The sequence below is a fragment of the Acetobacter oryzifermentans genome, assembly GCF_001628715.1.
In the GTDB taxonomy this organism is placed as follows: Bacteria; Pseudomonadota; Alphaproteobacteria; order Acetobacterales; family Acetobacteraceae; genus Acetobacter; species Acetobacter oryzifermentans.
This window is the reverse complement of the sequence record NZ_CP011120.1, coordinates 503,502-528,001: the sequence shown is the minus strand read 5'-3', so window position 1 is coordinate 528,001 and position 24,500 is coordinate 503,502. Positions and strand designations below refer to the sequence as shown.

The window sequence follows — 24,500 nt, the reverse complement described above, 5'->3', positions numbered from 1 at the left end:
GTTTAACAGCGTTGCCACGAGACCTGGCCCGGCTTTTTCCACCACAGGGGCGCAAACCACCCCATAGGCTAACCGCTCGCCCAACCTGCCAGCACACCCCGGCTGACATGCCCCGTCTGCAACTGTGTGCTGATGGCAGGTCTCCTGGCTTGCGGTTTTTTCGGTTGTGGCACCCCTTCCCGGAAAGGTTTGTTCCAGTGGGCCAGCGCGTAAGGCGCTGTGCGTGCACATCCATGCCGCTTACAGTTGCGGGGACAGCCCGGGAATATCGCAAAACCATTGCAGGCAACGGCGCGGGCACCCGGTTCCCTTTTCATTCCCCTAAGGGGAAACCATCATGCGGTGTGGTTTACAGGCTGGGGGTGGCTTGTCAACAAAAGCACGCCACGTTTGGCAGGCGGGCTTTAGGCCTCCCGCGGGAGGCGCTGAGACTGCGAGCGGATCACCTGCTCCTCATAATCCAGTTCCTGCTGGAGCTTCCATTCTGTTTGGTCATTGATCTCTCTGCGCGATGTCATATCTCGCATGGCCTGCCGTTCTGCCCGCAGCAATTGCAGGCGCAGGGCCAGATCCATACGCGCATGGCGCAATGCCCGGTTACGATCCAGCGGCGTAATGCGCGGCGTTTCATCCTCCTCTTCCAACCGGCTGTGATACAGTTGGTAGAGGCGGTCTATCACCTCCTGCCGCAGGGCTTCATCTGCGGCACTTTGCCCCTCCGGCTTAGCCAGTGCTGTACCCTTTGGGGTGGGCGCAGGCGGCTGCGTGCGCGCTTTTGTAAGCACTGCAAGGGCTGCGCGTATCAGTTTTTGGCGGGCCATGTTTTCTTCCTGCGCATTCTTATCCACCGTTTCGTGCGGCAAAAAACGCAGGCACAGAGGAATGAACACACTGGCAGCCAGCAGGGAAAGCACAATTACACCTGTAGCCGCCACCACCACGGCATCGCGCATGGGAAAGGCATCTGTGCCATCCGCTCCTTCTGGCAGAGAGAGCACAGCCGCCAGCGTAACGGCCCCGCGCACCCCGGCAAATGTCAGCAACAAGCTGCCTGCAAAGCCCGTGGGTTCAAACGGCAGGCTGCCAATACGCGCCACCACCCAACGGCCAAAAACGGATGTCCATACGCCTGCAAACCGCATGGCCAGCATAATGGCGTATATTTGCACCACAAACAGGCTAACCTGCCACAAAGCCACATCGTATTTATGGCCCAACGCCACGCCATGTTGCAGCAATTCTGGCAACTGCAAGCCCAGAAACAAAAAGATAAGCGCGTTAAAAACGTAGCTGACAATGTTCCATACGGTTGTGGCCTGTAAGCGGGTAAAAGTGGCGGTATCCTCTATCATACCGGAAAGTTTAAGCACCATGCAGCCTGCCACGGCGGCCAGAATGCCCGAACATTCCACCGCTTCCGCCGCTGCGTACATTAAAAATGGCAAGAGCAGCAAAAAGATGATTTGGGATTGCGAATCATCATACCCACGACGCACCAGCACGCGGTTAAGCTTAACAGTCAGCCATGCCACCGCAGCGCCCACCAGCAAGCCGCCCAGCGCCACCATTAAAAACGTGCCAAAAGCCTGCCTGTAAGAGAACTCCCCCGTAAGGGCATCGGCCATGGCAAAGCGAAAGCACACAAGGCCGGAGGCATCGTTAAACAGGGCCTCACCAGATAAAATCTGCAACAACCGATTGGGAACTTTGCGCCCTTCAATAAGGCTGGAAACAGCTACCGTATCTGTGGGGGAAAGCGCTGCCGCCAGCGTAAAACAGATGGGCAAGCCCAGTTCGGGCACAATCCAATGAATAGCATAGCCACATACCAGCGTGCTGATAACCACAAGCCCAAAGGCCAAAAACAGAATGGGGCCGCGCAGTTCTGAAAACTCACGCAATGGCATGCGGAATGAATCTGCAAACAGCAAAGGCGGCAGAAATACAAACATGAACATATCTGGCTGCAAGCTGACATGCATGCCCGCCAACGCCGCAAACACACCCAGAATGATAAGAACAACCGGCTGCGGAACCTTCTGTTTAAACAGGGCAACAAGCAGGCTGCTAACTGCCGCCAGCAAAAGCAGCAACAGAATGTTTTCTATGGTTAACATGGCTTGCGCTCTTTGGGCGTGTTTAGGCGTTTATGCAACGGGCATTCTGCACATACACGCCACCTTTACGGAGCAGCGGAAACAGGGCGTAAAACCTGCTGGCGCACCAGTTCCTCCAGCCATGCGGCAAACACCTGCACCCGCATGGAAAGATGCCGCCGGTGTGGGTAAAGCAACGCCATAGGCAAAGGGGCCGCACACCATTTGGGCAGCACTTTTACCAACTGGCCGGTATGCAGATAAGAGCGCACATCGTACGCGGGTATCTGAATCATCCCCAACCCAGCCAGCGCACAGGCTATAAGGGCTTCTGCACTGTTTACTGTTACACGGCCCGGTATATCCAGCATGTGGGTTTGGCCGTTTTCTTCCCACTCCCATTGTTCCACGCGGCCATTCTGGGGGGAGGCATAATTTACGGCCTCGTGCCCATGCAGCAGGTCTGCCGGGCATTGGGGTACGCCATGCTGATGCAGATATGCCGGGCTGGCCACGTTTATCAGCTTTAACTCCCCCATACGGCGGGCAATCAGGCCGGAATCCTGCAAAGGGCCCACGCGCAGCACACAATCCAACCCATCTTCCACCAGATTAACGGCCTTGTCCGTTACCCCCAGTTCCACCGAAAGGCCGGGATATGTTGCCAGAAAATCGGGCAATGCCGGAGCCACTATCAGCCGCCCAATGCGGCCGGGCATGTTAACGCGCAATACGCCTTGCACGGCACTTTCGCTCTGGCGGAACAGATTTTCTGCTTCCTCCACATCCGCCACAAGGCGCAGGCAGTGTTCGTAAAACGCGGCGCCATCTGGCGTGGGGGCAACGGAGCGGGTTGTGCGCGTTAACAGACGTGCACCCACACGGCTTTCAAGCTGTTGCACTGCGGCAGACACACTAGAGCGCGGCATGCCCAAGGTTTCTGCCGCATGGGTAAAACTGGCGGCCTCCACCACACGGGCAAAAATACGAAAAAGATCTATTCTATCCATACACGTTAGCCTTGTGGTGGCTGCCTTATTGTTCGGTAAATCTGGCAAGTGTTGTCAGAACATACAGCTTTATCCGGCTATTGTAGCTGATACGATGACAATAGAAAAACGGGGGCCACCATCCATCGCCCCTCGATCATGCAAGGGAGCAGCCAACATGGTAGATCACAGCATTAAAGGCAAAACTGTTCTAATAGCCGGTGGGGCCAAAAATCTGGGCGGGCTGATTGCGCGGGATCTGGCGGAACATGGCGCAAAAGCCATTGCCATCCATTACCACAGTGCAGCCAGCAAGGCAGAAGCAGATGCCACGGTGGCTGCGGTAAAAGCCGCAGGCGCACAGGCCGCAGCTTTTCAGGCAGACCTTACGCAGCCAGGTGCTGTTGCCAAACTGTTTGCAGATACCAAAGCCGCTTTTGGCGCGCCAGATATTGCCATTAACACCGTGGGCAAGGTGCTAAAAAAGCCGATTGCAGATACCACGGATGAAGAATTTGATTCCATGTTCGCCATCAACACCAAGGTGGCGTATCAGTTTATCCGTGAAGCTGGGAACCATCTGGCAGATAACGGTAAGCTGCTCACACTCGTCACATCTCTGCTGGGGGCTTACACGCCGTTTTATTCCACCTATGCGGGTTCCAAGGCTGCGGTAGAACACTTTACCCGTGCGGCCTCCAAGGAATATGGCGCGCGTGGCATTTCTGTTAACGCCATTGGCCCCGGCCCCATGGATACACCGTTCTTTTACGGGCAGGAAAGTGCAGATGCCGTGGCTTACCACAAAACGGCAGCAGCGCTTTCTCCCTTCAGCAAAACGGGCCTGACAGATATTGAAGATATTGCCCCGTATGTGCGCTTTATTGTTTCTGAAGGCTGGTGGATGACGGGCCAGACCATTCTGGTAAACGGCGGTTACACCACAAAATAACATCTGCCTTGTGCCCGTAGGCACAACGGTATGCGCAAGGAGGCCACGTGTTGCATGTGGCCTCTTTTTTTGTGCCTTGCTCTGTGTGCAAAGCTGTTGCGCGCGTGCAACAGCCCACAGAAAGCTGCACGCACACGGCTCATTCCTATTGTAATGTTATACTATTACATAATACATGCTGCGCCCTCCGCCACACTCAACCAAGGCAGCACACAGCATGATGGTTCGATCAGCCGCTCTTCTTCTCTGCTCCACTGTTTTAACTGCTCTGGGCAGCAGCATAGCCCTGGCTGAAACCACAACGTCTACAACAGAAACAAAGCAGCAGAAGCCCTCTGAAACAAAACCGCAAAGCGTAAAAGTAATTGCGCATGACAAGAACGATGCCGAACAGGTAATTGTTACCGCGCATCTGGACCGCATGCGTTCAGAGCTTTCGCCCTCCACCGGGGCCACTGTGCACAAGTTCAGCCGACAGGCGCTGGAAACCATTCCGGGGGCCGATAACGCACCGCTTAACCAAGTGCTTTTGCAAGCCCCCGGCGTAGCGCAGGACAGTTATGGCCAGATCCATGTGCGTGGAGACCATAACGAGGTGCAATTCCGTTTGGATGGCGTGCAATTACCGGAGGGGCTGAGTGTGTTCGGGCAGGCGTTGATGACGCGCTTTGCCGATAACATGTCCCTCACCACCGGTGCGCTGCCCAGCCAGTTTGGGTTTTTGCAGGCGGCTGTGGTGGATATCAACACCAAGAACGGCACCACCAATTCTGGCGGCAATCTCTCACTTTACGGCGGGGCGCGAGATTATTTTTTCCCTTCCCTGCAATATGGTTTTCATAAAGGGAAGTGGGATTTCTTTGCCACGGCAGATTATGTGCATGACCGCACGGGCATTGAAAACACAACGTCATCCTTCAACGCCATTCATGATTTAAGCGAGCAATATCACTTTTTGGGCCACCTGCGTTACACGGCGGATGAAAACACGCGTATCAGCTTTATTGCCGGTGTTTCCAACGCAGAATACCAACTGCCCAACAACCCCGGCCAGCAAACCCAGTTTGCCATGCCTGCCTACTCTGGCAGCAATCTGGCGCAGCAGTTGAACGGCAGCGTGGACAGTGCGCATTTGGATGAGCACCAAAAACAGATTACAGATTTTGCCATTCTGGCATTGCAGAAAGAGATGGGAGACTTCAGCCTGCAAAGCTCTGTGTTCTCCCGCTATAGCAGCCTGCGCTATTCTCCCGACTGGCTGGGGGATCTGGTGTATAACGGCATTGCCCAGCAAGCCGCGCGCTCTGTTTTTTCCATGGGCACACAGCATGATGTGACATGGCGTGCTGCCAAAGATCACACCGTGCGCTTTGGCTTTCAGCTTTTTGTGGAACGCAATACCTCTAAATCCCTCTCCCGCGTGTTTGCGCAGGATGGTGAGGATGCAGATGGCAACGCCACCTTTGGCACAACCCCGCTCAGCATTTACGATGGCAGCGGTAAAACTGGTACGGTTTACGGCCTATATGCGCAGGATGAGTGGCGCCCACTCAGCAACCTGACCATCAATTACGGCCTGCGCTTTGATGGTGTGAGCGAATACACGGCAGAAAAACAGCTTAGCCCACGTATCAACATTGTGTGGAAGCCATGGAAAGGCGGGGTGATCCATGCCGGATATTCACGCTACTTCACGCCTCCGCCGTTTGAAGTTGTAAGTTCTTCCTCGCTTTACAAATTTGCGGGCACCAGTGCCGCGCCCTCTGTTTACCAGAACAACAAAGTGCGGGCCGAGCGCGACCATTACTTTGATGCCGGTATTGAGCAAACCATTCTGCCGGGCTGGCGTGTCTCGTTCGATGCCTATTACAAGCTGGCTCATAACCTGATTGATGAAGGCCAGTTTGGCGCCCCAATTATCCTAAGTGGCTTTAACTATCGCCGGGGGCAGGTGAATGGGTATGAGGTCAGCACCTCTTACGATCATGGCCCGCTTTCACTCTATGGCAACTTTGCGTGGTCTCGCGCCATTGGTAAGGATATCACCAGCGCACAGTTTAATATGGAACCGGATGATCTGGCCTACATTCAGCACCGCTGGGTCCATCTGGACCACGATCAGCGTTGGACGGCCTCTGCCGGGGCGGCCTATTCCTTCTTCCATAAAACGCGCTTTCCGCTGCGGCTATCTGCCACCATGGTATATGGCAGCGGGCTGCGGGCCGATGGCCTTGTGCCCAACGGGGTGGCCCTTACACCCTACGCCACCGTTAACTTCTCTGCCGTGGAAACCATACACCATACATTCGGCAGCGCATGGCCGGGGGATACGCAGTTCCGCATAGATGTGATCAATCTGGGGGATCACACCTACAAGCTGCGCGATGGCTCCGGCATTGGCGTGGGGGCCCCGCAATATGGGCTGCGCCGCACCATTCTGGGCGGGATTTCCCAAGGTTTTTAACCGCGTTACCGGCTGTGGCGCTGCCCACGCGCCACAGCCCCCACACTGGCGTGGATTGATTTTACCAGCATTTTGCCCCAGAAAACGGCTCCAATACGAGGATATCCAGCCCGTGGAGGAGCCAGACCAATGGATATGACATGGGGCAACTTTCAGGCCATTGTTCAGCTTTCCGCCGGGTTGAATGTTGCCATTTTAAGTTTTGTGGATATCAGCCTGCCCGCCATTCAGGAACGGCGAAAGGTTTTTGCCAAGGCCCGGCAGGAGCTGGAGATCCACCGCAAAAACCCCCACAAGCGCACAGAAGCCGAAAAGGCAGACCACGCCGAAAACGTGGGAGACATTGACCGCCGCCTGTTTGACCTATGGCGTGAGACCGCCGCCTTTGAACTGGTGGAAGATTCCCTTATGCGGCTTACGGGTGCTTCTGGCTTTATTGGTGCTGTGCTGAGCCTGATTTTGCTGTGGTATTCCGCCCTGCATTATGATGAGAAAATCTATCTGACAGGCCAGTTGCTCACTGCGGCCTCGTTCCTCTCATTGGCAGCGGCATTTATTATCAACTGGATTACCGCCACACGGGCCGCAAAATATACCCAGCGCTGCAACACCCTACGGCAAGAAATGGGCAAACGGCTGTGAACTTTTTTCGTTCTGTGCGTTAAAATACTAAAAAACCCCCGGTGTGCTTCTGCCACCGGGGGTTTTTTATGCACACAGTGCAGGCTGATACCTAAAAGATGGCTCAGGCCTTGGCTTGCGCCGCAGCAACCTGACCCAAGGCAGCCTTGAGTTTTTCTTCTGCTTCTGGGGAAAGAGAGGTTTGCAGGATACGGGCATGGCCCTTGAACTGGCTGAGATCGGCCAGAACCTTTTCCGGCTGAGACTTACGCACCAGAATAAACAGAGCAGAGGTGTTGGGTGGGATGGTATCGCTTAACTGTTTGATGAAGCCATCATCAATCCCGTAATCAGAGAACTTGCCAGACAACGCGCCAGCACCGGCCCCTACGGCACTCCCGATCAGGAAGCCAGCCAGCGGGTTCAGGCACAAAAGGCCCACCAGCGCCCCCCAGAAACCACCAGAAAGCAGACCCCAGGAAGCCCCAGCTTTTTCAAGGTTTACGCTCTGGTGCAGGTGTACCTTACCCTGTGCATCCCGCGTAACAACTACGGCATCTTCCAGATCCAGCAGGTATTCCTTCTGCAAGGCGCGGCATTCTGTCAGCACCTTGGTGGCATCATCAACGTGGTCAAAACCCAGAACAATCAGATCAGACATTCAAATCGGCTCCCTGCTTTACATCTTTACGCCATCTGGCCCGCACAGCGGCAAACAGCGTGTACGTTCAGTATGTATTCGATCTTGGATATAGGAAGCCCAGCACACACATGCCAGTAGGCAAGATTGCGCAGGTGTAAGAAAAATACAGAAAGATCATTATAGAGTATTCGTATAAGAAGCCTGAATAACCGTGCGCACCCCTGCCAATACAGGCATAGCATCCATACACTCACATCCATGTGATAATGTGGACTATTATTGTCCGATTAGATCACGAAACTTCACAAATCATGCAGGATTTTTGATAACAAACCAATATTTTCTGCATAACAGACCGGCAACCAAGGCTCTTGCCGCATATCCGGGCCGGTTCGATAGTGAGCCCCATCAAACTTGTTCACAAAGGAGGTTCACCCATGAACACACTGCGCAAAGCGGCCCTTGCTGCCGTATGTGGCCTGGCTTTGGCTGCCGGGGTTGCACCTGCCCATGCTGCCAATGTTGGCGTGGCTTCTGTGCCAGAAGCACCAGTTGGCCCCGGCCCCACGGTAGATAACGCATCTGTCGGCAATATTGCCGGGCTGATGTACTACTGTTACGCCCACAACATTGATGATGATACAACGGTGCGCTCTCTTGGCCGCTCCCTTGCAAAACGCAGCGATGTGAAAAACGATGCCGCATACCCCGCTGGTGGTGCAGGGCAGCTGATGGTTGGCCCCGGCCAGATGATTGACCTGAACACGGTGGATGACAAAGACATCCGCACCGCAACCTGCGCCCACGCCGCCCAGCGTGGTATCCAGCTGGATGATGGCACCTTTATGTTGCCATTGCAGGACTAATACAGAAAAAGGCGGTTACTCCCGCCCGGCATTGCCGCACCACATAGCTTAAGGCCGCTGGCTGTGGCAGATGCTCTGTTTGTAAAAAACCGCCCTTGGTTCAGGGGCGGTTTTTATTTTTTCAGCACATGGAAACTCTCTCAACCTGCGCGCCGTTGGCAGTATGCACCCCTTTTGTAAATACGGGAGGTTTTCATGACATTCCTGAACTCCGTCTCCAACGCCATTTCGAGCGTGGGAGATTTTGTAACAGCCGCGTGGTTTAACAAATCCGGCCTGTTAAGCGCTTTAAACGAAGTTCTTGGCCCTGTTCCCACGCCGGATCAGCCCAGCAAGCTGGAACAGCGGGCAGAAGCCATGGGCATGCTTTCCACCATCCGCCGTTGGCAGACCGCCCCCCACAGCCCACCAGCATCTGAGGCAGAAGTGCGCGGCTTTTTCCTACAGGAAGAACTGGACTGGTTTTCTGAACAGACAGGGCTTTCCGATACCGCAACCATGCACATTATCCGCAGGCTTCTGCCCCGTTGCGTGCGCCTGCGTGCCCTGCATGATCCGGCCCTGTTCCCGCAAAGAAGCCGCATTTCCCCGCAGGAACACACGTCTGCCGTATGATGTATTCAACACCGATAAAATAAGCATGGCGGAAACGCCAACTGGCTGTTCTGCCATGCTTTTTAGAAAATTATTTAACTTATTTACCCTTTACTTCCTTTTCCCTGCATGAATATCCAGACCTTCAAGCAGGAGAAGGATAATGTCTGAGCTACAAAATATTTTAAGAAATAAGATATTCGTTTTTATTATTTCTTTATGCAGTATTTTTTATATTTTTTCTTATCTGATACTGCCTTTTTCCACGGCTGATACAACATTTTACGCACTTATTGGCCGCGGCATGCTGCAAGAGCATATGCTACCGTACCAATATGTGTTCGATCACAAACCTGTAGGCGTTTATGTGCTTTACGGCGTGTGGGATGCACTTACTGCCCCGTTGCCTGTTGGCAAATTTACGGTTCTGGCTCTCCTTTCCCTTGCCGCATTTGCTGCTATGGCACGCAGTATCTGGCACACACGCTGGTTATGGGTTTTTGCTGCGCTGGTGTTGCTGGGTGCGCCGTTTGAACTGCTGGCCGGAAACACAGAAACACTTCTGATAACAACAGAACTGGCTGTTATCTGGCTTACCCGCAAAGGCACATTTGCAACCACACAGCAGACAAACCGCGCCCTGCTGCTTATGGCTGCTGGGGCTACGTTTGGCCTTACGGTTAACATCAACTATCTGGAAGGCATTTGCCTGTTTTTGCCTGTGTGCTTCCTGTTGCTGACAAACACACGCCCTCTTTTCAACGTGGTTTTGTTCGCCCTTGGCACATGCGGTGGATTGGTGGTTTTATTCTCGCCTTATCTGGTGCAGGGGCACCATGCGCTGGCAGATTACTTTACCCTGCAACATACTTTTTTACATTCTTACAGCGCCAAGCTTTCAAAACGCATCAAGGCTGTTCTGCTGCTTGCAGCTTATCTGGCTGTTTTTTCGCCCATTCTCATCAAATGGTTCGGGCAGAAATCTATCCTTAAAACAGCCCCTACACCAGATACCACGCTGCTTACGCTGTGGTTTGTATCTTCTGTGCCTGCGGCCCTTCTTTCCGGGCATCCGTTCAGCCATTATTCCGGGCTGTGGTTTGCGCCTGTTAGCATCATGCTGGTGCTATTGGCACAACAGAAAGAGGCCTTGCCAATAGGTGCACTGGCACCCGCCTGTGCACTTACGCTTTTTTCCGGCGGGCAGGAAATACAGGTAAACCTGACGCTGCACCAAAATTTAGAAAAAATAGATTACGCCAAAGTTGCCAATATGGCTGCCGGGCAAAAGGTACTGAATATTCGTGCCCATCACGCCCATTATTACATGGCAAACCTGATAAGCGCAGACCGTTACCTGTTTCGGGATCACATAGACATCATTTTTAAAAAACAGACCACACAGCATTATCTGGATGATCTGGCACAGCGCCCTGCTTTTGTTATGCTGCCTTATGCCGGGTGCCAGACTGGCGCCATAGAACAGCCTGTATGCGCTGTTTTACAAAGCCATTATCAGCAGGTGTATGCCGTGCGCACAGTACATAAAAAGACACGCCACAAAATAGACGCGTCTGATCTTTCGTTTGAACTCTACAAAATCCGGAACTAACGCTTACGCGTCTGCCAGCTCCTGCAACTTCCAACGGTTCTCTGCTTCTGGCTCCAAGCTAAGCGGAATAGCGTTGGGCAGGCGCACATTGGCGGGCAGAAACATGGCCGCACGCAAAGCACGAAACAGCGCCCCATGTGCCACAATCAGGGGCCGACCGGGGGCCTGTGTGGCGCGGTTTACAGCATCTGCGGCACGTTGTTTTAGGGCAGCAAATGTTTCTGCCCCCGGTGGCGTGTATTCACCGGCAATCCAGCTATCATACCAATCCCCAATCGGCTGGCCTTCCTGCTCACCAAAGCAGACTTCCTCCAGCCCCGCATCCACATCCAGCGGCAAAGCAGGCAGGCCGTGGGTAATAAGGGCATCTCGCACAATCGTAGCTGTACGCAAAGCACGCTCCAGCGGAGAGCACACAATGCGCGTAACCCCATTTTGCCCTGCTGCACGCAAGGCAACCTCAAGCAGCTTTCCCGCCGCCACAGCTTGGTCAATGCCGGTTTCATTCAAGGGCACATCCGTGCGCCCCTGAGAAAGGCCAGCCCGGTTCCAGTCTGTCTGGCCGTGGCGCAAATACCAGTATGGGCGGGGGAGAAGCGTGCTCATGGGGCCTCGGATCAATCGAACAGGGAGGAAACGGAGCTTTCATCCGCCACAGCATGAATGGCGCGCGCCAACAGACCAGAAATGGTGATCTGGCGAATATTGCGTGCAGCCATAACCTGCTCCGTAGCGCGAATGCTGTCTGTTAGCGTCAGCATTTCGATAGGCGAATCGGCAACGCGTTCCACGGCCTGCCCTGTCAGCACACCGTGGGTGACGTATGCGCCCACAGATGCGGCGCCTTGGTTGGCAATGGCACGGGCTGCGTTGCACAATGAGCCACCGCTATCCACAATATCGTCCACCAGCAGGCAATGGCGGCCACGCACGTCCCCAATTACGTTCATCACTTCGGAAACGCCTGCGCGTTCACGCCGCTTGTCAATAATGGCCAGATCCGTGTTCAGGCGCTGGGCCAACTGGCGGGCACGCACCACGCCCCCCACATCGGGGGAGACAATCATCAGATCGCGGTCCCCATAGTGGGAGCGAATGTCGCGCACAAACAGCGGGGCTGCGTACAGATTATCCACCGGAATATCAAAGAAACCCTGAATTTGCATGGCGTGCAGATCCAGTGTCAGCACACGGCTGGCACCGGCTTCCACCAGCAGATTCGCCACCAGCTTGGCGCTGATAGGCGTGCGCGGGCCGGATTTACGATCCTGCCGGGCATAACCAAAATAGGGCATGACAGCGGTAATACGCTTGGCCGAACCACGGCGCAGCGCATCCAGCATAATCAGCAGTTCCATCAGGTTATCATTTGTGGGGGTGCAGGTGCTCTGGATAACGAACACGTCCTCACCACGTACATTTTCGTGGATTTCTACAAACACCTCCATGTCCGCAAAGCGGCGCACGGTGGCGTTGCAGAGGGGGAGGTTCAGCTCCGCGGCAACGGCTTCGGCAAGTGGGAGGTTGCTGTTACAGGCGACGATTTTCATGACAAGGACGGTTCCCGGCCTTAGGTGTGGAACGAAAAAAGGGCTCTCCGGCGGGCCGGGTGTAGCAACCACGGGGCCTGTTGTCATCTCTGCGGAGTGTTTTCCTGCCAATCGTTGCGCAAATGGCGCGCTCCCCTAGTGCTGCACGGGCTTATATGGCAGGCCATAATGGCAGCATAAAAAGCAAGCCAACCTTGCACAAACAGGCTGGGTTCTCTATCGCGTTAAACACCATGAACAGCACGCCCACCTTGCCGGATACGCAGGAAGAACGCGCCGCAAAAAAACAGCCCCCTCTTTCGGCTGCGCCGCAGCACGCCCCCCAGCCAGAGGGCCAACCCGTGCTGCATTTGGTGCCAGAACGGGGTTTTTCCTACTTTGTGCATGCCGCCCAAGATTTTGCGCGCGGCTTCCGCCATGCCCGGCTGGGGCTTACACTGGCTTGGCTGGATATTCGGCTGCGGTATCGTGGCTCCATTCTGGGGCCGTTCTGGCTTACGGCCACCACGGCCATTATGGTAGCGGCCATGGGCGTGCTGTATGCGTATCTGCTCAACACAGATGTGCACACCTACCTGCCCTTCCTTACCCTTTCCTTGGTGTTATGGGGCTTTGTAGGCGGCACCATGCAGGAAGGGTGCGGCACTTTTACAGGGGCCGCGCGGCTTATCCATGCTGCCCGCATGCCGTATTCCCTGCATGTGCTGCGCGTGGCGGTGCGCAACATTCTGGTATTTGCGCATAACGTACCCGTAGTGGCCGGGGTGTTCTTGTGGTTTCACGTTGCACCCAAATGGACATGGACTCTGCTGCCCGCCACAGGCCTGTGGTTGGTGGACTGCTTTTTTGCCGTGCTGCTGCTGGGTATTCTGGGCGCGCGGTTTAGGGATGTGCCCCCCATTATCGCCAGTCTGACACAGGTGATGTTCTTTGTAACACCCATTTTGTGGTCTCCGCAGTTGATGACAACCGGGCAAGCCTGGCTGCTGCTAGACCCCTTCTTTCCGTTAATTGAAATTTTGCGCGCGCCCTTTACCGGGGATGTCATGCAAACCGCCGTATGGCCTGCGGCCCTTGGGTGGTCTGCCGTGCTGATTGTTGCAACCTTCTGCCTGTTCGCCCGCATGCGCACACGGCTGGCATACTGGGTGTAAGGCGCATGACGGATATTGCGGTTGAAAACCTGCAAATCACCTTTCCGCTGTATCATGGCAATGCCCGCAGCTTGCGCAAATCGCTCAGCAAAACACTGGGCCGTACGCTCAACACCCGCTTCATGCACGATAACCGAGACCGCGTGGTGGTGCAGGCGCTTAAAGGTGTAAGCTTTACCCTGCAACCGGGGGACAGGCTGGGCCTTGTAGGTGGCAACGGGGCGGGCAAAACCACGCTGTTGCGCGCGCTGGCCGGTATTTATGAACCCGTAGGCGGCAGTGTTACGGTGCGCGGCAGCATTGGCACACTGCTAGACCCCGAACTGGGCATGAACATGGACCTAACCGGGCGGGAGAACATTCGCCTGCGCGGCATGTTCTCTGGCCTCAGCAAGGAGCAGACCGCGCAGGTTGAGGTCGATGTAGAAAACTTTGCCAGCCTTGGCGCTTTTATGGATCTGCCCGTAAACACCTACAGTTCGGGCATGATGGTGCGCCTTTCCTTTGGCTTGGCCACGGCTATCATGCCCGATGTGTTGCTGATGGATGAATGGTTTATGGCGGGGGATGCCTCCTTCCGTAACCGTGCCCGTGCCCGGCTTGAAAACCTTGTCTCCCGCGCCGATATTCTGGTGCTCTCCAGCCATATGGCGGATGTAATGGCCGATTGGTGCAACCGCCTGATCTGGCTGGATCAGGGGCAGGTACGTATGGATGGCCCCACAGAGCAGGTGCTGGAAGCGTATTTAGGCCGCCCGCTGGAACGTAAGGCAGACGCAGAAAAGCCCGAAGAAACGCCGCCCACCCTCTAAACGCGGTTCTTGCAGCCCGTTATTCGGGCTTGCACGCCTTTCAGGGCAGATGTTCCGTGTTCTCCCTGTTCGCAGGGGGCGCAAGTCATGACATACTCAACACCCATCTCGGCCCGCGCACACAGCACAGCCCACACGGAGCATGAATGAACCGGCCCTCCCCGCCTGGCGGACGCCACAAGGCCTGCTTTACCACCGGCAGCATCATGCGCCACGTGCTGGTTATGGCTGGCACCGGGGCCATTGGCCTTATGGCAGTGTTTGCGGTGGATATGCTCAATATGGTGTATATCAGCCACTTGGGTAACACCGCCCTTACGGCTGCCATTGGCTTTGCCGGGGCCGTTATTGGCTTGCAGATTGCCGTTTCCATCGGGCTAACCATCGGCATAAGTGCCGCCACCGCGCGTGAGATTGGCGCAGGCCGTGCGGATGAGGCACGGGGCATTGCCTCCTCCGCCCTTACTGTCATGATCGGGCTGGCAATGGTGCTGGGTATCGGCACCATGATTTTTGCCCACCCCATTCTGGTGCTGTTTGGCGCGCAGGGTGATGCCTTGGCCAACGCCACCACATTCCTGCGCACCGTTAGCCCCGCTTTGCCCCTTATTTGTGCGGGTATGGGGGCTTCCTCCCTTATGCGCGTGGTGGGGGATGCCAAGGGCTCCATGCACATTACGTTGCTGGGGGCCGTAGTTGCTGCGGTGCTGGACCCTTTGTTTATTTTTGGGCTGCATGAAGGGCTTATGGGGGCGGCTATCAGCACAGTGCTTTCACGCGCGGTGGTGGCAACAGTGGGCCTGCGCGGCGCATTGCGGCACGATATGCTGGCCATGCCACAAGCCCACCGAATTGTGCCAGATACCAAACGCGTGGCCACAGTGGCTTTTCCGGCCATTCTTACCAATCTGGCCACGCCTGTTGGGGGTGTGTACGTTACGCAGGCCATGGCGCACTTTGGGTTGGCCGCTGTTGCAGGGCAGGCCTCTATCGAGCGTACGGTGCCTGTGCTGTTTGCGCTGGTTTTTGCACTTACCGGATCTGTTGGCCCTATTATGGGCCAGAACCTTGGCGCCGGGCAGTGCGACCGTGTGCGAGAAACCCTGCGTGCAGCCCTCAAGCTGGTGATTCTGAGCGTTGGGGCCACATGGTTGCTCCTGTTTTGTGCGCAAAACGGCGTTGTGGCCATGTATGATGCGCAAGGCGATGCCGCGGCCCTTATCCATATGTTCTGCACATGGACAATCGGCAGTTATCTGTTTGTGGGCATGCTGTTTGTAGCGAATGCCGCCTTTAACAACCTTGGTTTTCCGCTGTATTCCACCGCCTTTAACTGGGGGCGGGCCACGCTGGGCACCATTCCGTTTGTAATGATGGGCGCACGCTTTGGCCCGCTTGGCGTGCAGGCCGGGCAAGCGCTGGGGGCGATAGTGTTTGGCTCTTTTGCAGTCTTGACGGCGTTCCGTGTGACACAAACATTAGAAGTCTCTCCCGCACAGCATCCTCTGGCAGCGGGAGTGCGGAGCAGCACACCGGTTTCCGATGTTCCCACCACCAGCGCAGAAGCTGCCATGGCGGAACTGGACGAACTGGAAAGTGCCTCTGAACTGTGTGAGGAAGACAGGAAGACCAACCATGTCTAAGCTGACAACTGAAGAACGCAACGCCCTGCCCGATGATGCCTTTGCCCTGCCCGGCCGCCGCTACCCCATTCCCGATGCCACCCATGCGCGTGATGCGCTGGCACGGGCCAGCGAAATGCTGCACCGGGGGAACCTTACGCAGGAAGAATATGATACCATCCACGCCAAGGCGGAGGATGTTCTGCGCCGCGAACGAATGTAGTATTTAAACCCATATGCTAAACCGCCTGTATGCCCGCGTTTTGCGGCACGCCGCCAGCCCCTACGCGCCTTTATGGCTGGCGGCGCTGGCTTTTGCAGAAGCCAGCTTTTTCCCCCTTCCGCCAGAAACGCTACTGGTGCCCATGGTGTTGGCACATAGGCAAAAGGCATGGGTTTATGCCGCCATCTGCACGGTAGCCAGTGTGGCCGGTGGCCTGCTGGGCTGGCTGATTGGGGCGGCATTGCTGGATACGATAGCCCGCCCGATTGTGCATTTTTACCATGCCGAGGCCACGCTTCTGACCTTGCAGGAAAAATTCCGCCAATGGGGTGTGTGGATTATTCTGCTTAAGGGGCTAACGCCTATCCCCTACAAGTTTGTAACCATTGCCAGCGGCATGGCGCATTTTGCCATTTTGCCTTTTATGCTGGCCAGCCTTGTAACGCGCGGTGTGCGGTTTATGCTGGTGGCGGGCCTTTTGTGGCGCTTTGGGGCCCCTATTCAGGATTTTCTGGAAAAACGCCTGCCGCTGGTGGCCGGGGCATTTGCCATCGTGTTTTTAGGCGGCATTATTGCGCTGAAATATCTGTAAGTCTGGCCCTTGCATAAAAGCCCACGCGGGGCAGAACCCCTGCCCTGTGGCTTGTGCCCTGCCCGATTGCAGCGCAAAATGGTAGCCAGATTTTAAACATCTTGCTTGAGTGATAACCGGGAGAAAAAACGCGGATGCCAACCCAGATAGCTGTAATTACAGGCGCAGGCGCCGGTATTGGCCGCGCGGCGGCACGTGCGCTGGGCCGCGCCGGGTTTGATATTGCCCTGCTGGGCCGCAATGAAGACCGGCTGAAAGAAACAGCAGAAAATCTGGCCAAACATTCTGTGCGGTCATTGGTTATTCCGCTGGATGTTTCAGACGCCAAAGCCGTGCAGGATGCGGCAGAGCGTATTGAAACAGAACTTGGCCCCATTTCGGTTTGGGCCAACTGCGCCGGGGCCACGGTTGTTGGGCAGGTTTCCACTCTTTCTGCCGATGATATCCGCCGGGCCACAGAGGTAACCTATCTGGGCAGTGTAAACGGCACACTGGCCGCACTTGGCGTTATGCGTCGGCGCGGGCAAGGGGCTATTATCAATCTGGATCTGGCCCCCAATTTACGCGGCATGCCGCTTCAGGCAGCAGAAAACGGGGCACGTTCTGCCCTGCGCGGTTTTTGTGAAAGCCTGCGCCCAGAGCTGCGGCACGATGCCGATAATATTCGCGTGGTGATGGTGGATTTACCCGCCATCAACACCCCCCATTATGGCTGGACACGCAACCTTACGGGCAAGCGCTTAAAACCCGTTGGCCCGGTGTATGAACCCGAAGTAGCGGCAGAAGCCATTTGCCGTGCCGCCTTTAGCACCAGCCGCTCTATCTCCATTGGCGCCACCAACAGCTTTGCCGCCCTGTGGCACATGATTGCCCCCGGCTGCCGTGAAGCCCGCTTGGCCGAGAAAGGCTATAAGGCCCAGATGGAGCATGATTGGGCAGAAGGCCCGCAGCCGGATGATTTGTACAAATCCGTGCCCGGTTCCTTTGGGGCGCAAGGCCCGTTTAATGAACACTCCCGCAGGGTGGACAGCCCGCTAACCTTTTTTGTTTCCAGCAGCTTGCGGGCAAGCATTTTTGGTGCGCTTACGGCCATGAGCCTTACCGCCCTGATGGCGCATATTCGTAACTGCCGGAAATCCTGAACGCCTGCTTTCTGCCCCGTGTGGTTTTTCTGCTGCACGGGGCAAACTTTTGCGGCCTTAATGATGCCATCTGAATAAACAGCCAGAAATCAGTTCAAACGCCCGCGTGGTTTAATAGGCTGCTGGCGCATTTGCTGGTGCATGTGCAAACCATGCATCAGGCGGTCTGCATCTGCTGGTGGCAGCACAAGCCCTACCGGGCCAAAGGCCGGGTGCTGAAAAGCCAGAACAGAGCCATCCGTGCTGGCTTCGGGTTGAAGCGCCCATTTGGTGCGCGTAACAGGTGTAAAAGTAGCGCCTTCTATGGGCGGCAGCTCCTTACCTTCCAGCATTGTTTCCCGGCACTGGCCCAAAACCTGAATCAGCCGGGTGATGTCTTCTACCGAAAGCGCAATATCTACCGCAGGCTGATCTTCCTGCTCTAGCACCTTAAGATGTACTTCTGTGTGGTCTGCTGAAAGAGACAGATCAAGCTTGGAAGACATATAACCTCCTACCCTCGGTTACCCCAAAACAGGCTTGCGCCCTTTCGGCTCACCAAAAAACTTTACGCTGATATGGTGTGGCAAAGCCCCTTAAACCAGAGCACCACCCCACACCCACCATGCGGCGTGTGCATCTGCCAACCTGTCTGCCGCTTCTCGCGCGGCTTCTACGGTAGGGAACACACCAAAACACGTGGCGCCAGAACCGCTCATGCGGGCCAACTGGCATTCTGGTTGCATGGCAATATCGGCCAACACCCGCTTAACGGGCGGGCATACATTGCATGCCGGAGCTTCCAGACTGTTTTCCTGCGCCTTTAAGGTTTCCACCATAGCAGCACTATTGGGCCAGCTTTGCGGCAAAGCAGCCCTAGGCACAAAATCGCCGGTTCTTTTGCGGAACACATCCGGGGTGGAAACAGCCTGCCCGCAATTTACCAACACAAGGCCACACTCTGGCAAACGCGGCGCGGGGGTAAGGGTTTCCCCAATACCTTCCATCCGCACGGTCTGGCTTAGCAGGCATACGGGCACATCCGCCCCCAATGTTTCCGCTACACGGAACAGGGTTGGTTCACCCACCTGCGCGTTCCATGCCCGGTTTAGCAGGCGTAGGGCCGCAGCGGCATCTGCCGAACCCCCACCAATGCCAGAGGCCACGGGCAGGTTTTTTTCCAGCACAAGGCAGCCGCCCTGCACATTGGCATCCGGCCCGGCCAGATCACGCAGCACTGCGGCGGCTTTCATAACCAGATTATCGGCCCCGGCGGCATCTGCCCCAAGGGCGCGTCCAAAGCGGCCTTCCAGCTTGAGATGCAGAGGTTCAGAACCCGGCTCATAACGCAGCACATCACCAGCGCCAGCAAACACCACAAGGCTATCCAGCAAGTGGTATCCATCCGGGCGGCGGCCAGTAACGTGCAAATACAGATTGATTTTTGCAGGGGCAATTTCTGTCAGGGTTGTGGTTGCAACATCCAGAACATCAACTGTCATGGCGTGTGTGTTCCTTTATCCTGCGGCGCAACTTTAGCAGGCGCGGCCTGATCTGCCTTTTTGGCATCCGGCTCTACACCTGCGCGCTTGAGCGCAGCACGTATCAATACTTCATCCGACGGAATAGGGTGCAGCCCCAAAGCCACGTTCCACTGATCTATGGCTTCGGTCTTGCGGCCCTGCCGCCAGTAAACCTCGCCCAGATGATAATTCACTTCCGGGTCTTCTGGCGTTTTTTCTGCGGCTTTTTCTAAAAGATCCAGCGCCTCGTTCAGGTCTCCACGCTCTGCGCGCACCCAGCCGAGGCTGTCTGTAATAGCGGCATCATCGGGGGAAAGCTGGTGCGCCTTGCGCAAAAGTTTTTCGGCTTCGGGCAGGTTTTCATGCCGCTCCACCATAGAATACCCCAGAAAATTCAGCAGCATGGATTCGTCTGGCGCATAGGCCAGTGCGGCGCGGGCATCATCCCGCGCGTGGGGCCAATCCCCCATTTCGTGGTACACCATGGCGCGCAGGAAAAGCAGCGTCCAATCCACATCTTTTTGGGCTGTGGCAAGGTCTATGGCTTTGGTATAGGCGGCAATTGCGCCTTTCCAGTCCTTCTGCTGCACCAGCGCATTGCCCAAGGCACGCTGAAGCAGAATCTGATCTGGCAACTGGGCCACAAGCGGGCGCAACAGGTTTACCGCCTCGGTGGCCTGATCGGGCGTGGAATCCAGCACCGCCAGCCGCAGCCGCGCCACGGGGGACATGGGGTCAGACTGCGGCACGCGCAGCAATGTTTCACGCGCAGCAGCCCCGTGGTCTTCATCAATCTGGATTTCGGCCAGCATCAGACGGGCTTCAGCCAATGTGGGGTCCATCGCCAAGGCAAAGCCCAGCATCAGGCGTGCGGCCTCATTAAACTGGTAGAGGTTGGCATCATTCCCCACCATGCCGCCTGTGGCTGCGGCCTGTTGGGCTTGCTCCCGCCCCTGTTGGCGCAGCAAAAACGCCGTAAGAATGTAAGCCCGCGCAATACCTCCGCGCGCCGATGTGACCGGGAAGTGCGAAATGGTGGCCTGAAGCTGCGGGCCAGCCAGCAACAGAACTGGATCATCCCCTTCCAGCTTGCGCAGCTCGGCGCGGGCTTTTTCTTTCTGCCCGCGCTCCCACAACCATGCGGCGTAGGAACGGGTGAGCAGCAGATCACCCCCCGGCATGATCTTGCGCGTTGCATCAAAAAGCTGGCCTGCGCGGTCTGTCTGGCCTGCTACCTGCGCAATCAGGGCGGCGTGCAGCGTGTAAAACGGCACCAGAACAGATTTTTGAATATGGGTCAGGCTTTCCACCGCCGCATCCGCATGGCCTTGGGCCTGTTCACACCATGCCAGCAATAGCGGCATAATAAGATGTGTCAGCGGGTCTGTGCGTGCTTGGTGGTAATAGGTCAGCGCCTCGCCCCACTCACCGCGCGCAGCGGCATCGTTCCCCAACACCAGAGCGGAGATGACGCTTTGCGCGCCGGGCAGCTTATCCAACTTGTGGGCCAGTGGCACCGCATCGGCATCCCCCGCCATAACACTGCGCACAAAAGCCTGCTTCAACAGGTCCATATTCTGTGGGTCTGCGGCTGCGGCCTGGCGGAAAGAGCGTGCGGCCTGAAGGTCATCCCCCCTGCGAACGGCAATGACGGCGCTTAGAAACGCCCCCGAATCGACATGCCCGACAGGCGCATGCATAACCGCAGTATCTGCTTTGGGTTCGGCCCCTTTAAGGGCTGCGCCAGATGTATCGGGCTGGGCCGCATACAGCGGAGAAGCCAGCACAGTGGCGGAAAGCAGCATGAAAACCGTAGGCAGAAGGCGACAAAACAGCATAAGAACCCTATCTACAGGATACGGTGGCAACCGGGCAGGCCGCCCACGGATGCCCCACCCCTTCTGGCAGAGCGGAAAGGAACGACATGAACGACTGGTTTTGTCTAACGCGCCCGCGCCAAACCACCAAACCGTCCGCTTTATGATACGGTTTATATGATGGAAGCTGCTCTGTCTCTCCTGCGCCTTTATACGGAATGGGGCGTGGATGTTGCTGTAACCGATGCTGCGGTCGATCATCGGCACGCCGGGGCCGGGCTTGTGTTGCCTCCGCTACGGGGCAAAACGCCCCAGCAGGCGCCACCGTACACACCGCCGCAGCTCGGAACGGGCAGAACACCGGCACCTGCCACCACTGCGCAACGCCCCCCACAGCAGCAGCCTGCCCCCACCAGCTTTGCAGATACCGTGGAACAGGCGCAGCGCCTTGCCGCCGCCGCCACTACGCCAGAAGAGCTGTTTCAGGCGATGGATTCCTTCATGGCATGCCCTTTGCGCGGCGCTGCCATGCACACCCTTATGCCCGCTGGGCCACACCACGCCCCGTTGATGCTGATTGGGGAAGCCCCGGATGAGGATGAAGATAGAAGCGGGCAGGTTTTTGCGGGCATATGTGGCACCCTGCTGGATACCATGCTGGCCCCGCTGCCTTTGGAACGCAGCCAACTGGCCCTTGCTACGGCCCTGCCGTGGCGGCCAGCCGGGGGCACCGCGCCAACAGAGATGGATCAGCGCATCTGCCGCCCCTTTCTGGAGCGCGCCATAACGTTATTTGCCCCCCAGCGCCTGTTGCTGTGCGGGCGGCTGCCTGCCCGGATGCTGCTCGGCAAAACAACGGATCTGCCCCGCCGCAACTGGCAGGAGATTACCTTGCCGGGGTTGCCTGCGTTGCCGGTTATGGTCATGCGCCATCCACTTCAACTTCGGGCCAGCCCCGCTGCACGGCGTGAAATATGGGCAACACTGATGACGGTGATGGATACCCTGCGCCAAGACAGCCAAAGCATGTAATCAGCACACGCATGTAAGCGTAAGCGCTGCGCCAGATGTTACAGAATATGTCAGCAAGAAATACGTTGCATAAACCGTGGGAATACCTGCGCAAATCATAGAAATTCTTCCAGCTTGACCAGCGATTCACCACAGGGAATGCAACAATTTTTGAAGAACCTTTCCCTTTTCTTACAGACAGGAAACTTGCCTTTTAGGCTGGAAGGGCCTAGACCCCGCCAGCCATGCGAGCGATAGGTCAAATTCCTCATCAGATCGCGGCAAAAGCCATTCTGGCTGGTGCCGCCCTTTTGGCCAGCGCTTCCGTCGTTGTGACGAGAGCCCATGCCAAGCCCCCGGAAGCCGGGCCAGAACCGTACAGCGAAGAGCTGGCTATGGTTCTGCCACGCCAGGCTTTCCCCGAAGGTGATGATGTTACACTCCCCAAACCTCTTCCCCCGGAAGTTGCCACTCAGGTGCGCGCTATTTTGCGCCTGCAACAGCAGGGGGCGTTCACGGAAGCCATTAGCAGCACCACGCATCTCACAGATTCCACCCTGTTGGGTGAGCTACAGGCAGACCGTTACCTAAACCCGAATTACCACCCCAACGCGACCGAGCTGCGGAACTGGCTGAAACAATACACCAGCTATGCCGATGCTCCGGCCATATGGGCGCGCCTTGCCGCGCTGCCTGAACGGGGCGGCCCATTACCCCCTGCCCCACCGGCAGACCACTTAGCCCCGGCCCACGCTGCCCTTGCGGCTGGCCCACTGGCGCAGGAATTCACCCGTAACCCCCTGCTAGACCGCACCTTGCGCGAACGCACCACATGGGGGCTAAAGGGCGTGCACAGTGCATTGCACCTTATCAGCATTACACCGGGCATGACGCCCGCTTACGCGGCCCAGCTTCAAGCGGAAACCGCACAGGCCATGCTGGTTTCGGGTGAAACGGATATGGCGCTGGATATTGGCCGCACGGCTGTACATCTTTCCCGCGAGCGCAATCCACTGGCCAGCTACATTACAGGGCTGGCCCTGTGGCAGAAGCAAGCCTACGCAGAAGCCATTCCGTTTTTTGAAAAAGCCTCCCACGCCCCGCGCGCCATGCCGGAAATGCGGGCCGCCTGCGCCTTTTGGGCCGCACGTGGGCACGGAAAAACCGGCAATGCCCATGCTCAGCATGTGTGGCTCCAACACGCGGCAGCTTTCCCGCGTAGTTTCTATGGGCTTCTGGCCTATCGGATGTTGCAGCCAGCCCCGGCAGACCATGCGGCCTCTAACGCCCATACACACGCTATTGGCTTCAAACCGCTGGAAAACAGCCCCGTTCCGGATAACGGTGCGTCCTCCGCTCCGGTGCTAACGGAAATTGATATCGAAGCCGTTGGCAGTTCCGAAGTAGGCCGCCGCGTGTTTGCCCTGCTGCAAGTTGGTGAGCCAGAAATGGCAGAAAACGCCATCCGCCGCGCATGGCCAGACCTGCGAGACGTGACACTGGCGCGGGCCTTCCAGCTTGTGGCGCAAACAGCCGGGCTGCATGATCTGGCTACAGAAATGGCCGATGCCCTGAACACCCATGCCGCCACGGCGCAGAATGCAGAGGATACACCCCTGCCCCTGCTGCGCCCCCGACACGGCTTTACCATGGACCCTGCCCTTGTTTACGCACTGGCCCGTGTGGAATCGAACTTCGACCCACGTGCTGTTTCCGGCGCAGGGGCACATGGCCTGATGCAGATCCGCCCTCTTACGGCTGATTTTGTCACCAGCGAGTCCCCCACCAATCTGAACCACCATTTTGTGCATTCCGCCGAAGCCCTGCATGACCCCAGCATCAATCTGGAAATCGGGCAGCGCTATGTGCAGTATCTGGCGGGGCTAACGCGCCAGAGCAACCACACAGAGGCACGTGGTGGAGATATTATCCGCCTGCTTGCCAGCTATAACGCAGGACCTTCCGCCCTTGCGCATTGGGAAAGTTCCACCGGCCCAGCAGCTAATGATCCGCTGCTGTTTATGGAGCTGCTGCCCAACACAGAAACGCGGGATTACGTGCACCACACCCTTGCTTACCTGTGGATGTATGCCGCCAAGATGAAGCTGCCGACACCTTCTCTTACAGCCTTGGCCCAAAGCACATGGCCAGACTTTGAGGATGAAAAAGCACTGGCGCATACGCTCAACACCCGCACCCTTCATTAAGGCTCTGCGGTGCAGGTTTAGAGGGCTTATC

At 56.6% G+C, this 24,500-nt stretch carries 22 protein-coding genes and 1 riboswitch; of the genes, 14 read left to right on the top strand and 8 right to left on the bottom strand.

Translation table 11 applies throughout. The annotated features are described in order from the left end of the window. Positions 1 to 117: 117 nt before the first annotated feature. Positions 118 to 352: riboswitch (cobalamin riboswitch) on the bottom strand. A 52-nt stretch (positions 353 to 404) separates the two neighbouring features. Further along, the gene (locus tag WG31_RS02580; protein ID WP_063353542.1) at positions 405 to 2,117 is read right to left on the bottom strand and encodes a Na+/H+ antiporter; all 1,713 of its coding nucleotides are present in this window, start codon (positions 2,115 to 2,117) and stop codon (positions 405 to 407) included. A 65-nt stretch (positions 2,118 to 2,182) separates the two neighbouring features. Further along, a complete protein-coding gene (locus WG31_RS02575; protein ID WP_063353541.1) occupies positions 2,183 to 3,106 on the bottom strand; it encodes a LysR family transcriptional regulator in 924 nt (307 codons plus the stop codon). 157 nt (positions 3,107 to 3,263) lie between these two features. Between WG31_RS02575 and WG31_RS02570 the strand changes: the two genes are divergently transcribed. From WG31_RS02570 to WG31_RS02560, 3 genes are all read left to right on the top strand, one after another. Next, positions 3,264 to 4,037, top strand: coding sequence for an SDR family oxidoreductase (locus tag WG31_RS02570; RefSeq protein ID WP_063354844.1), 774 nt, complete (start codon positions 3,264 to 3,266; stop codon positions 4,035 to 4,037). 217 nt (positions 4,038 to 4,254) lie between these two features. Further along, positions 4,255 to 6,501 (top strand): TonB-dependent receptor, encoded by a 2,247-nt coding sequence (locus WG31_RS02565; RefSeq protein WP_063353540.1) that lies wholly within the window; start codon positions 4,255 to 4,257, stop codon positions 6,499 to 6,501. Positions 6,502 to 6,630: 129 nt separating this feature from the next. After that, on the top strand, positions 6,631 to 7,143 hold the full coding sequence (locus tag WG31_RS02560) for a hypothetical protein (protein ID WP_035351023.1): 513 nt from the start codon (positions 6,631 to 6,633) through the stop codon (positions 7,141 to 7,143). 103 nt (positions 7,144 to 7,246) lie between these two features. On the opposite strand, the gene WG31_RS02555 is transcribed toward WG31_RS02560, so the two are convergent. After that, positions 7,247 to 7,783, bottom strand: a complete 537-nt coding sequence (locus WG31_RS02555) for a DUF1269 domain-containing protein (protein WP_063353539.1) — start codon at positions 7,781 to 7,783, stop codon at positions 7,247 to 7,249. 380 nt (positions 7,784 to 8,163) lie between these two features. Between WG31_RS02555 and WG31_RS02550 the strand changes: the two genes are divergently transcribed. The 3 genes from WG31_RS02550 to WG31_RS02540 all read left to right on the top strand — a co-directional run bounded on the left by WG31_RS02550 (position 8,164) and on the right by WG31_RS02540 (position 10,837). After that, on the top strand, positions 8,164 to 8,631 hold the full coding sequence (locus WG31_RS02550; RefSeq protein WP_006116971.1) for a hypothetical protein: 468 nt from the start codon (positions 8,164 to 8,166) through the stop codon (positions 8,629 to 8,631). A gap of 195 nt (positions 8,632 to 8,826) precedes the next feature. Further along, positions 8,827 to 9,246, top strand: coding sequence for a hypothetical protein (locus WG31_RS02545; RefSeq protein ID WP_006116970.1), 420 nt, complete (start codon positions 8,827 to 8,829; stop codon positions 9,244 to 9,246). Positions 9,247 to 9,388: 142 nt separating this feature from the next. After that, entirely contained in the window at positions 9,389 to 10,837 is a 1,449-nt protein-coding gene (locus WG31_RS02540) for a hypothetical protein (protein ID WP_063353538.1), read from the top strand. Between the two features lie 3 nt (positions 10,838 to 10,840). Here the strand turns inward: WG31_RS02540 and WG31_RS02535 are convergent, their stop codons facing one another. Both WG31_RS02535 and WG31_RS02530 read right to left on the bottom strand, forming a co-directional pair. Next, positions 10,841 to 11,443 carry a histidine phosphatase family protein gene (locus tag WG31_RS02535; protein WP_063353537.1) on the bottom strand — a complete coding sequence of 201 codons (603 nt, stop codon included), beginning with the start codon at positions 11,441 to 11,443 and terminating at the stop codon, positions 10,841 to 10,843. 11 nt (positions 11,444 to 11,454) lie between these two features. Continuing rightward, on the bottom strand, positions 11,455 to 12,387 hold the full coding sequence (locus WG31_RS02530) for a ribose-phosphate pyrophosphokinase (RefSeq protein WP_035362377.1): 933 nt from the start codon (positions 12,385 to 12,387) through the stop codon (positions 11,455 to 11,457). 122 nt (positions 12,388 to 12,509) lie between these two features. On the opposite strand from WG31_RS02530, the gene WG31_RS02525 reads away from it, so the two are divergent. The 6 genes from WG31_RS02525 (at position 12,510) to WG31_RS02500 (ending at position 17,932) form a co-directional block, all read left to right on the top strand. Then, positions 12,510 to 13,541 (top strand): ABC transporter permease, encoded by a 1,032-nt coding sequence (locus WG31_RS02525; protein WP_063354843.1) that lies wholly within the window; start codon positions 12,510 to 12,512, stop codon positions 13,539 to 13,541. 5 nt (positions 13,542 to 13,546) lie between these two features. Beyond that, positions 13,547 to 14,353: an ABC transporter ATP-binding protein gene (locus tag WG31_RS02520; RefSeq protein ID WP_039891909.1), complete on the top strand. Its 807-nt coding sequence runs from the start codon at positions 13,547 to 13,549 to the stop codon at positions 14,351 to 14,353. Between the two features lie 146 nt (positions 14,354 to 14,499). Further along, the gene (locus tag WG31_RS02515; protein ID WP_063353536.1) at positions 14,500 to 15,996 is read left to right on the top strand and encodes an MATE family efflux transporter; all 1,497 of its coding nucleotides are present in this window, start codon (positions 14,500 to 14,502) and stop codon (positions 15,994 to 15,996) included. After that, entirely contained in the window at positions 15,989 to 16,198 is a 210-nt protein-coding gene (locus WG31_RS02510; RefSeq protein WP_003625103.1) for a hypothetical protein, read from the top strand. The genes WG31_RS02515 and WG31_RS02510 overlap by 8 nt, the downstream gene beginning before the upstream one ends. Positions 16,199 to 16,211: 13 nt before the next feature. Further along, on the top strand, positions 16,212 to 16,790 hold the full coding sequence (locus tag WG31_RS02505; RefSeq protein ID WP_006116961.1) for a YqaA family protein: 579 nt from the start codon (positions 16,212 to 16,214) through the stop codon (positions 16,788 to 16,790). A 134-nt stretch (positions 16,791 to 16,924) separates the two neighbouring features. Further along, positions 16,925 to 17,932, top strand: coding sequence for an SDR family oxidoreductase (locus WG31_RS02500; RefSeq protein ID WP_063353535.1), 1,008 nt, complete (start codon positions 16,925 to 16,927; stop codon positions 17,930 to 17,932). A gap of 89 nt (positions 17,933 to 18,021) precedes the next feature. Here the strand turns inward: WG31_RS02500 and WG31_RS02495 are convergent, their stop codons facing one another. The 3 genes from WG31_RS02495 to WG31_RS02485 form a co-directional block, all read right to left on the bottom strand. Beyond that, positions 18,022 to 18,417 carry a hypothetical protein gene (locus tag WG31_RS02495; RefSeq protein ID WP_006116959.1) on the bottom strand — a complete coding sequence of 132 codons (396 nt, stop codon included), beginning with the start codon at positions 18,415 to 18,417 and terminating at the stop codon, positions 18,022 to 18,024. A gap of 90 nt (positions 18,418 to 18,507) precedes the next feature. Further along, a complete protein-coding gene (locus WG31_RS02490) occupies positions 18,508 to 19,413 on the bottom strand; it encodes a 4-(cytidine 5'-diphospho)-2-C-methyl-D-erythritol kinase (RefSeq protein ID WP_006116958.1) in 906 nt (301 codons plus the stop codon). Continuing rightward, positions 19,410 to 21,272 (bottom strand): tetratricopeptide repeat protein, encoded by a 1,863-nt coding sequence (locus tag WG31_RS02485; protein WP_063353534.1) that lies wholly within the window; start codon positions 21,270 to 21,272, stop codon positions 19,410 to 19,412. Before WG31_RS02485 ends, WG31_RS02490 begins: the two co-directional genes overlap by 4 nt. Positions 21,273 to 21,428: 156 nt before the next feature. Between WG31_RS02485 and WG31_RS02480 the strand changes: the two genes are divergently transcribed. Both WG31_RS02480 and WG31_RS02475 read left to right on the top strand, forming a co-directional pair. Beyond that, on the top strand, positions 21,429 to 22,283 hold the full coding sequence (locus WG31_RS02480; protein WP_063353533.1) for a uracil-DNA glycosylase: 855 nt from the start codon (positions 21,429 to 21,431) through the stop codon (positions 22,281 to 22,283). A gap of 224 nt (positions 22,284 to 22,507) precedes the next feature. Next, positions 22,508 to 24,469, top strand: coding sequence for a lytic transglycosylase domain-containing protein (locus WG31_RS02475; protein ID WP_063353532.1), 1,962 nt, complete (start codon positions 22,508 to 22,510; stop codon positions 24,467 to 24,469). The last annotated feature ends 31 nt before the right edge of the window (positions 24,470 to 24,500 follow it).

Coding starts and splice junctions, on each gene's coding strand:
- WG31_RS02580 (WP_063353542.1), bottom strand. CDS start 2,117: ATGTTAACCATAGAAAACATTCTGTTGCTGCTTTTGCTGGCGGCAGTT.
- WG31_RS02575 (WP_063353541.1), bottom strand. CDS start 3,106: ATGGATAGAATAGATCTTTTTCGTATTTTTGCCCGTGTGGTGGAGGCC.
- WG31_RS02570 (WP_063354844.1), top strand. CDS start 3,264: ATGGTAGATCACAGCATTAAAGGCAAAACTGTTCTAATAGCCGGTGGG.
- WG31_RS02565 (WP_063353540.1), top strand. CDS start 4,255: ATGATGGTTCGATCAGCCGCTCTTCTTCTCTGCTCCACTGTTTTAACT.
- WG31_RS02560 (WP_035351023.1), top strand. CDS start 6,631: ATGGATATGACATGGGGCAACTTTCAGGCCATTGTTCAGCTTTCCGCC.
- WG31_RS02555 (WP_063353539.1), bottom strand. CDS start 7,783: ATGTCTGATCTGATTGTTCTGGGTTTTGACCACGTTGATGATGCCACC.
- WG31_RS02545 (WP_006116970.1), top strand. CDS start 8,827: ATGACATTCCTGAACTCCGTCTCCAACGCCATTTCGAGCGTGGGAGAT.
- WG31_RS02540 (WP_063353538.1), top strand. CDS start 9,389: ATGTCTGAGCTACAAAATATTTTAAGAAATAAGATATTCGTTTTTATT.
- WG31_RS02535 (WP_063353537.1), bottom strand. CDS start 11,443: ATGAGCACGCTTCTCCCCCGCCCATACTGGTATTTGCGCCACGGCCAG.
- WG31_RS02530 (WP_035362377.1), bottom strand. CDS start 12,387: ATGAAAATCGTCGCCTGTAACAGCAACCTCCCACTTGCCGAAGCCGTT.
- WG31_RS02525 (WP_063354843.1), top strand. CDS start 12,510: ATGGCGCGCTCCCCTAGTGCTGCACGGGCTTATATGGCAGGCCATAAT.
- WG31_RS02520 (WP_039891909.1), top strand. CDS start 13,547: ATGACGGATATTGCGGTTGAAAACCTGCAAATCACCTTTCCGCTGTAT.
- WG31_RS02515 (WP_063353536.1), top strand. CDS start 14,500: ATGAACCGGCCCTCCCCGCCTGGCGGACGCCACAAGGCCTGCTTTACC.
- WG31_RS02510 (WP_003625103.1), top strand. CDS start 15,989: ATGTCTAAGCTGACAACTGAAGAACGCAACGCCCTGCCCGATGATGCC.
- WG31_RS02505 (WP_006116961.1), top strand. CDS start 16,212: ATGCTAAACCGCCTGTATGCCCGCGTTTTGCGGCACGCCGCCAGCCCC.
- WG31_RS02500 (WP_063353535.1), top strand. CDS start 16,925: ATGCCAACCCAGATAGCTGTAATTACAGGCGCAGGCGCCGGTATTGGC.
- WG31_RS02495 (WP_006116959.1), bottom strand. CDS start 18,417: ATGTCTTCCAAGCTTGATCTGTCTCTTTCAGCAGACCACACAGAAGTA.
- WG31_RS02490 (WP_006116958.1), bottom strand. CDS start 19,413: ATGACAGTTGATGTTCTGGATGTTGCAACCACAACCCTGACAGAAATT.
- WG31_RS02485 (WP_063353534.1), bottom strand. CDS start 21,272: ATGCTGTTTTGTCGCCTTCTGCCTACGGTTTTCATGCTGCTTTCCGCC.
- WG31_RS02480 (WP_063353533.1), top strand. CDS start 21,429: ATGATGGAAGCTGCTCTGTCTCTCCTGCGCCTTTATACGGAATGGGGC.
- WG31_RS02475 (WP_063353532.1), top strand. CDS start 22,508: ATGCGAGCGATAGGTCAAATTCCTCATCAGATCGCGGCAAAAGCCATT.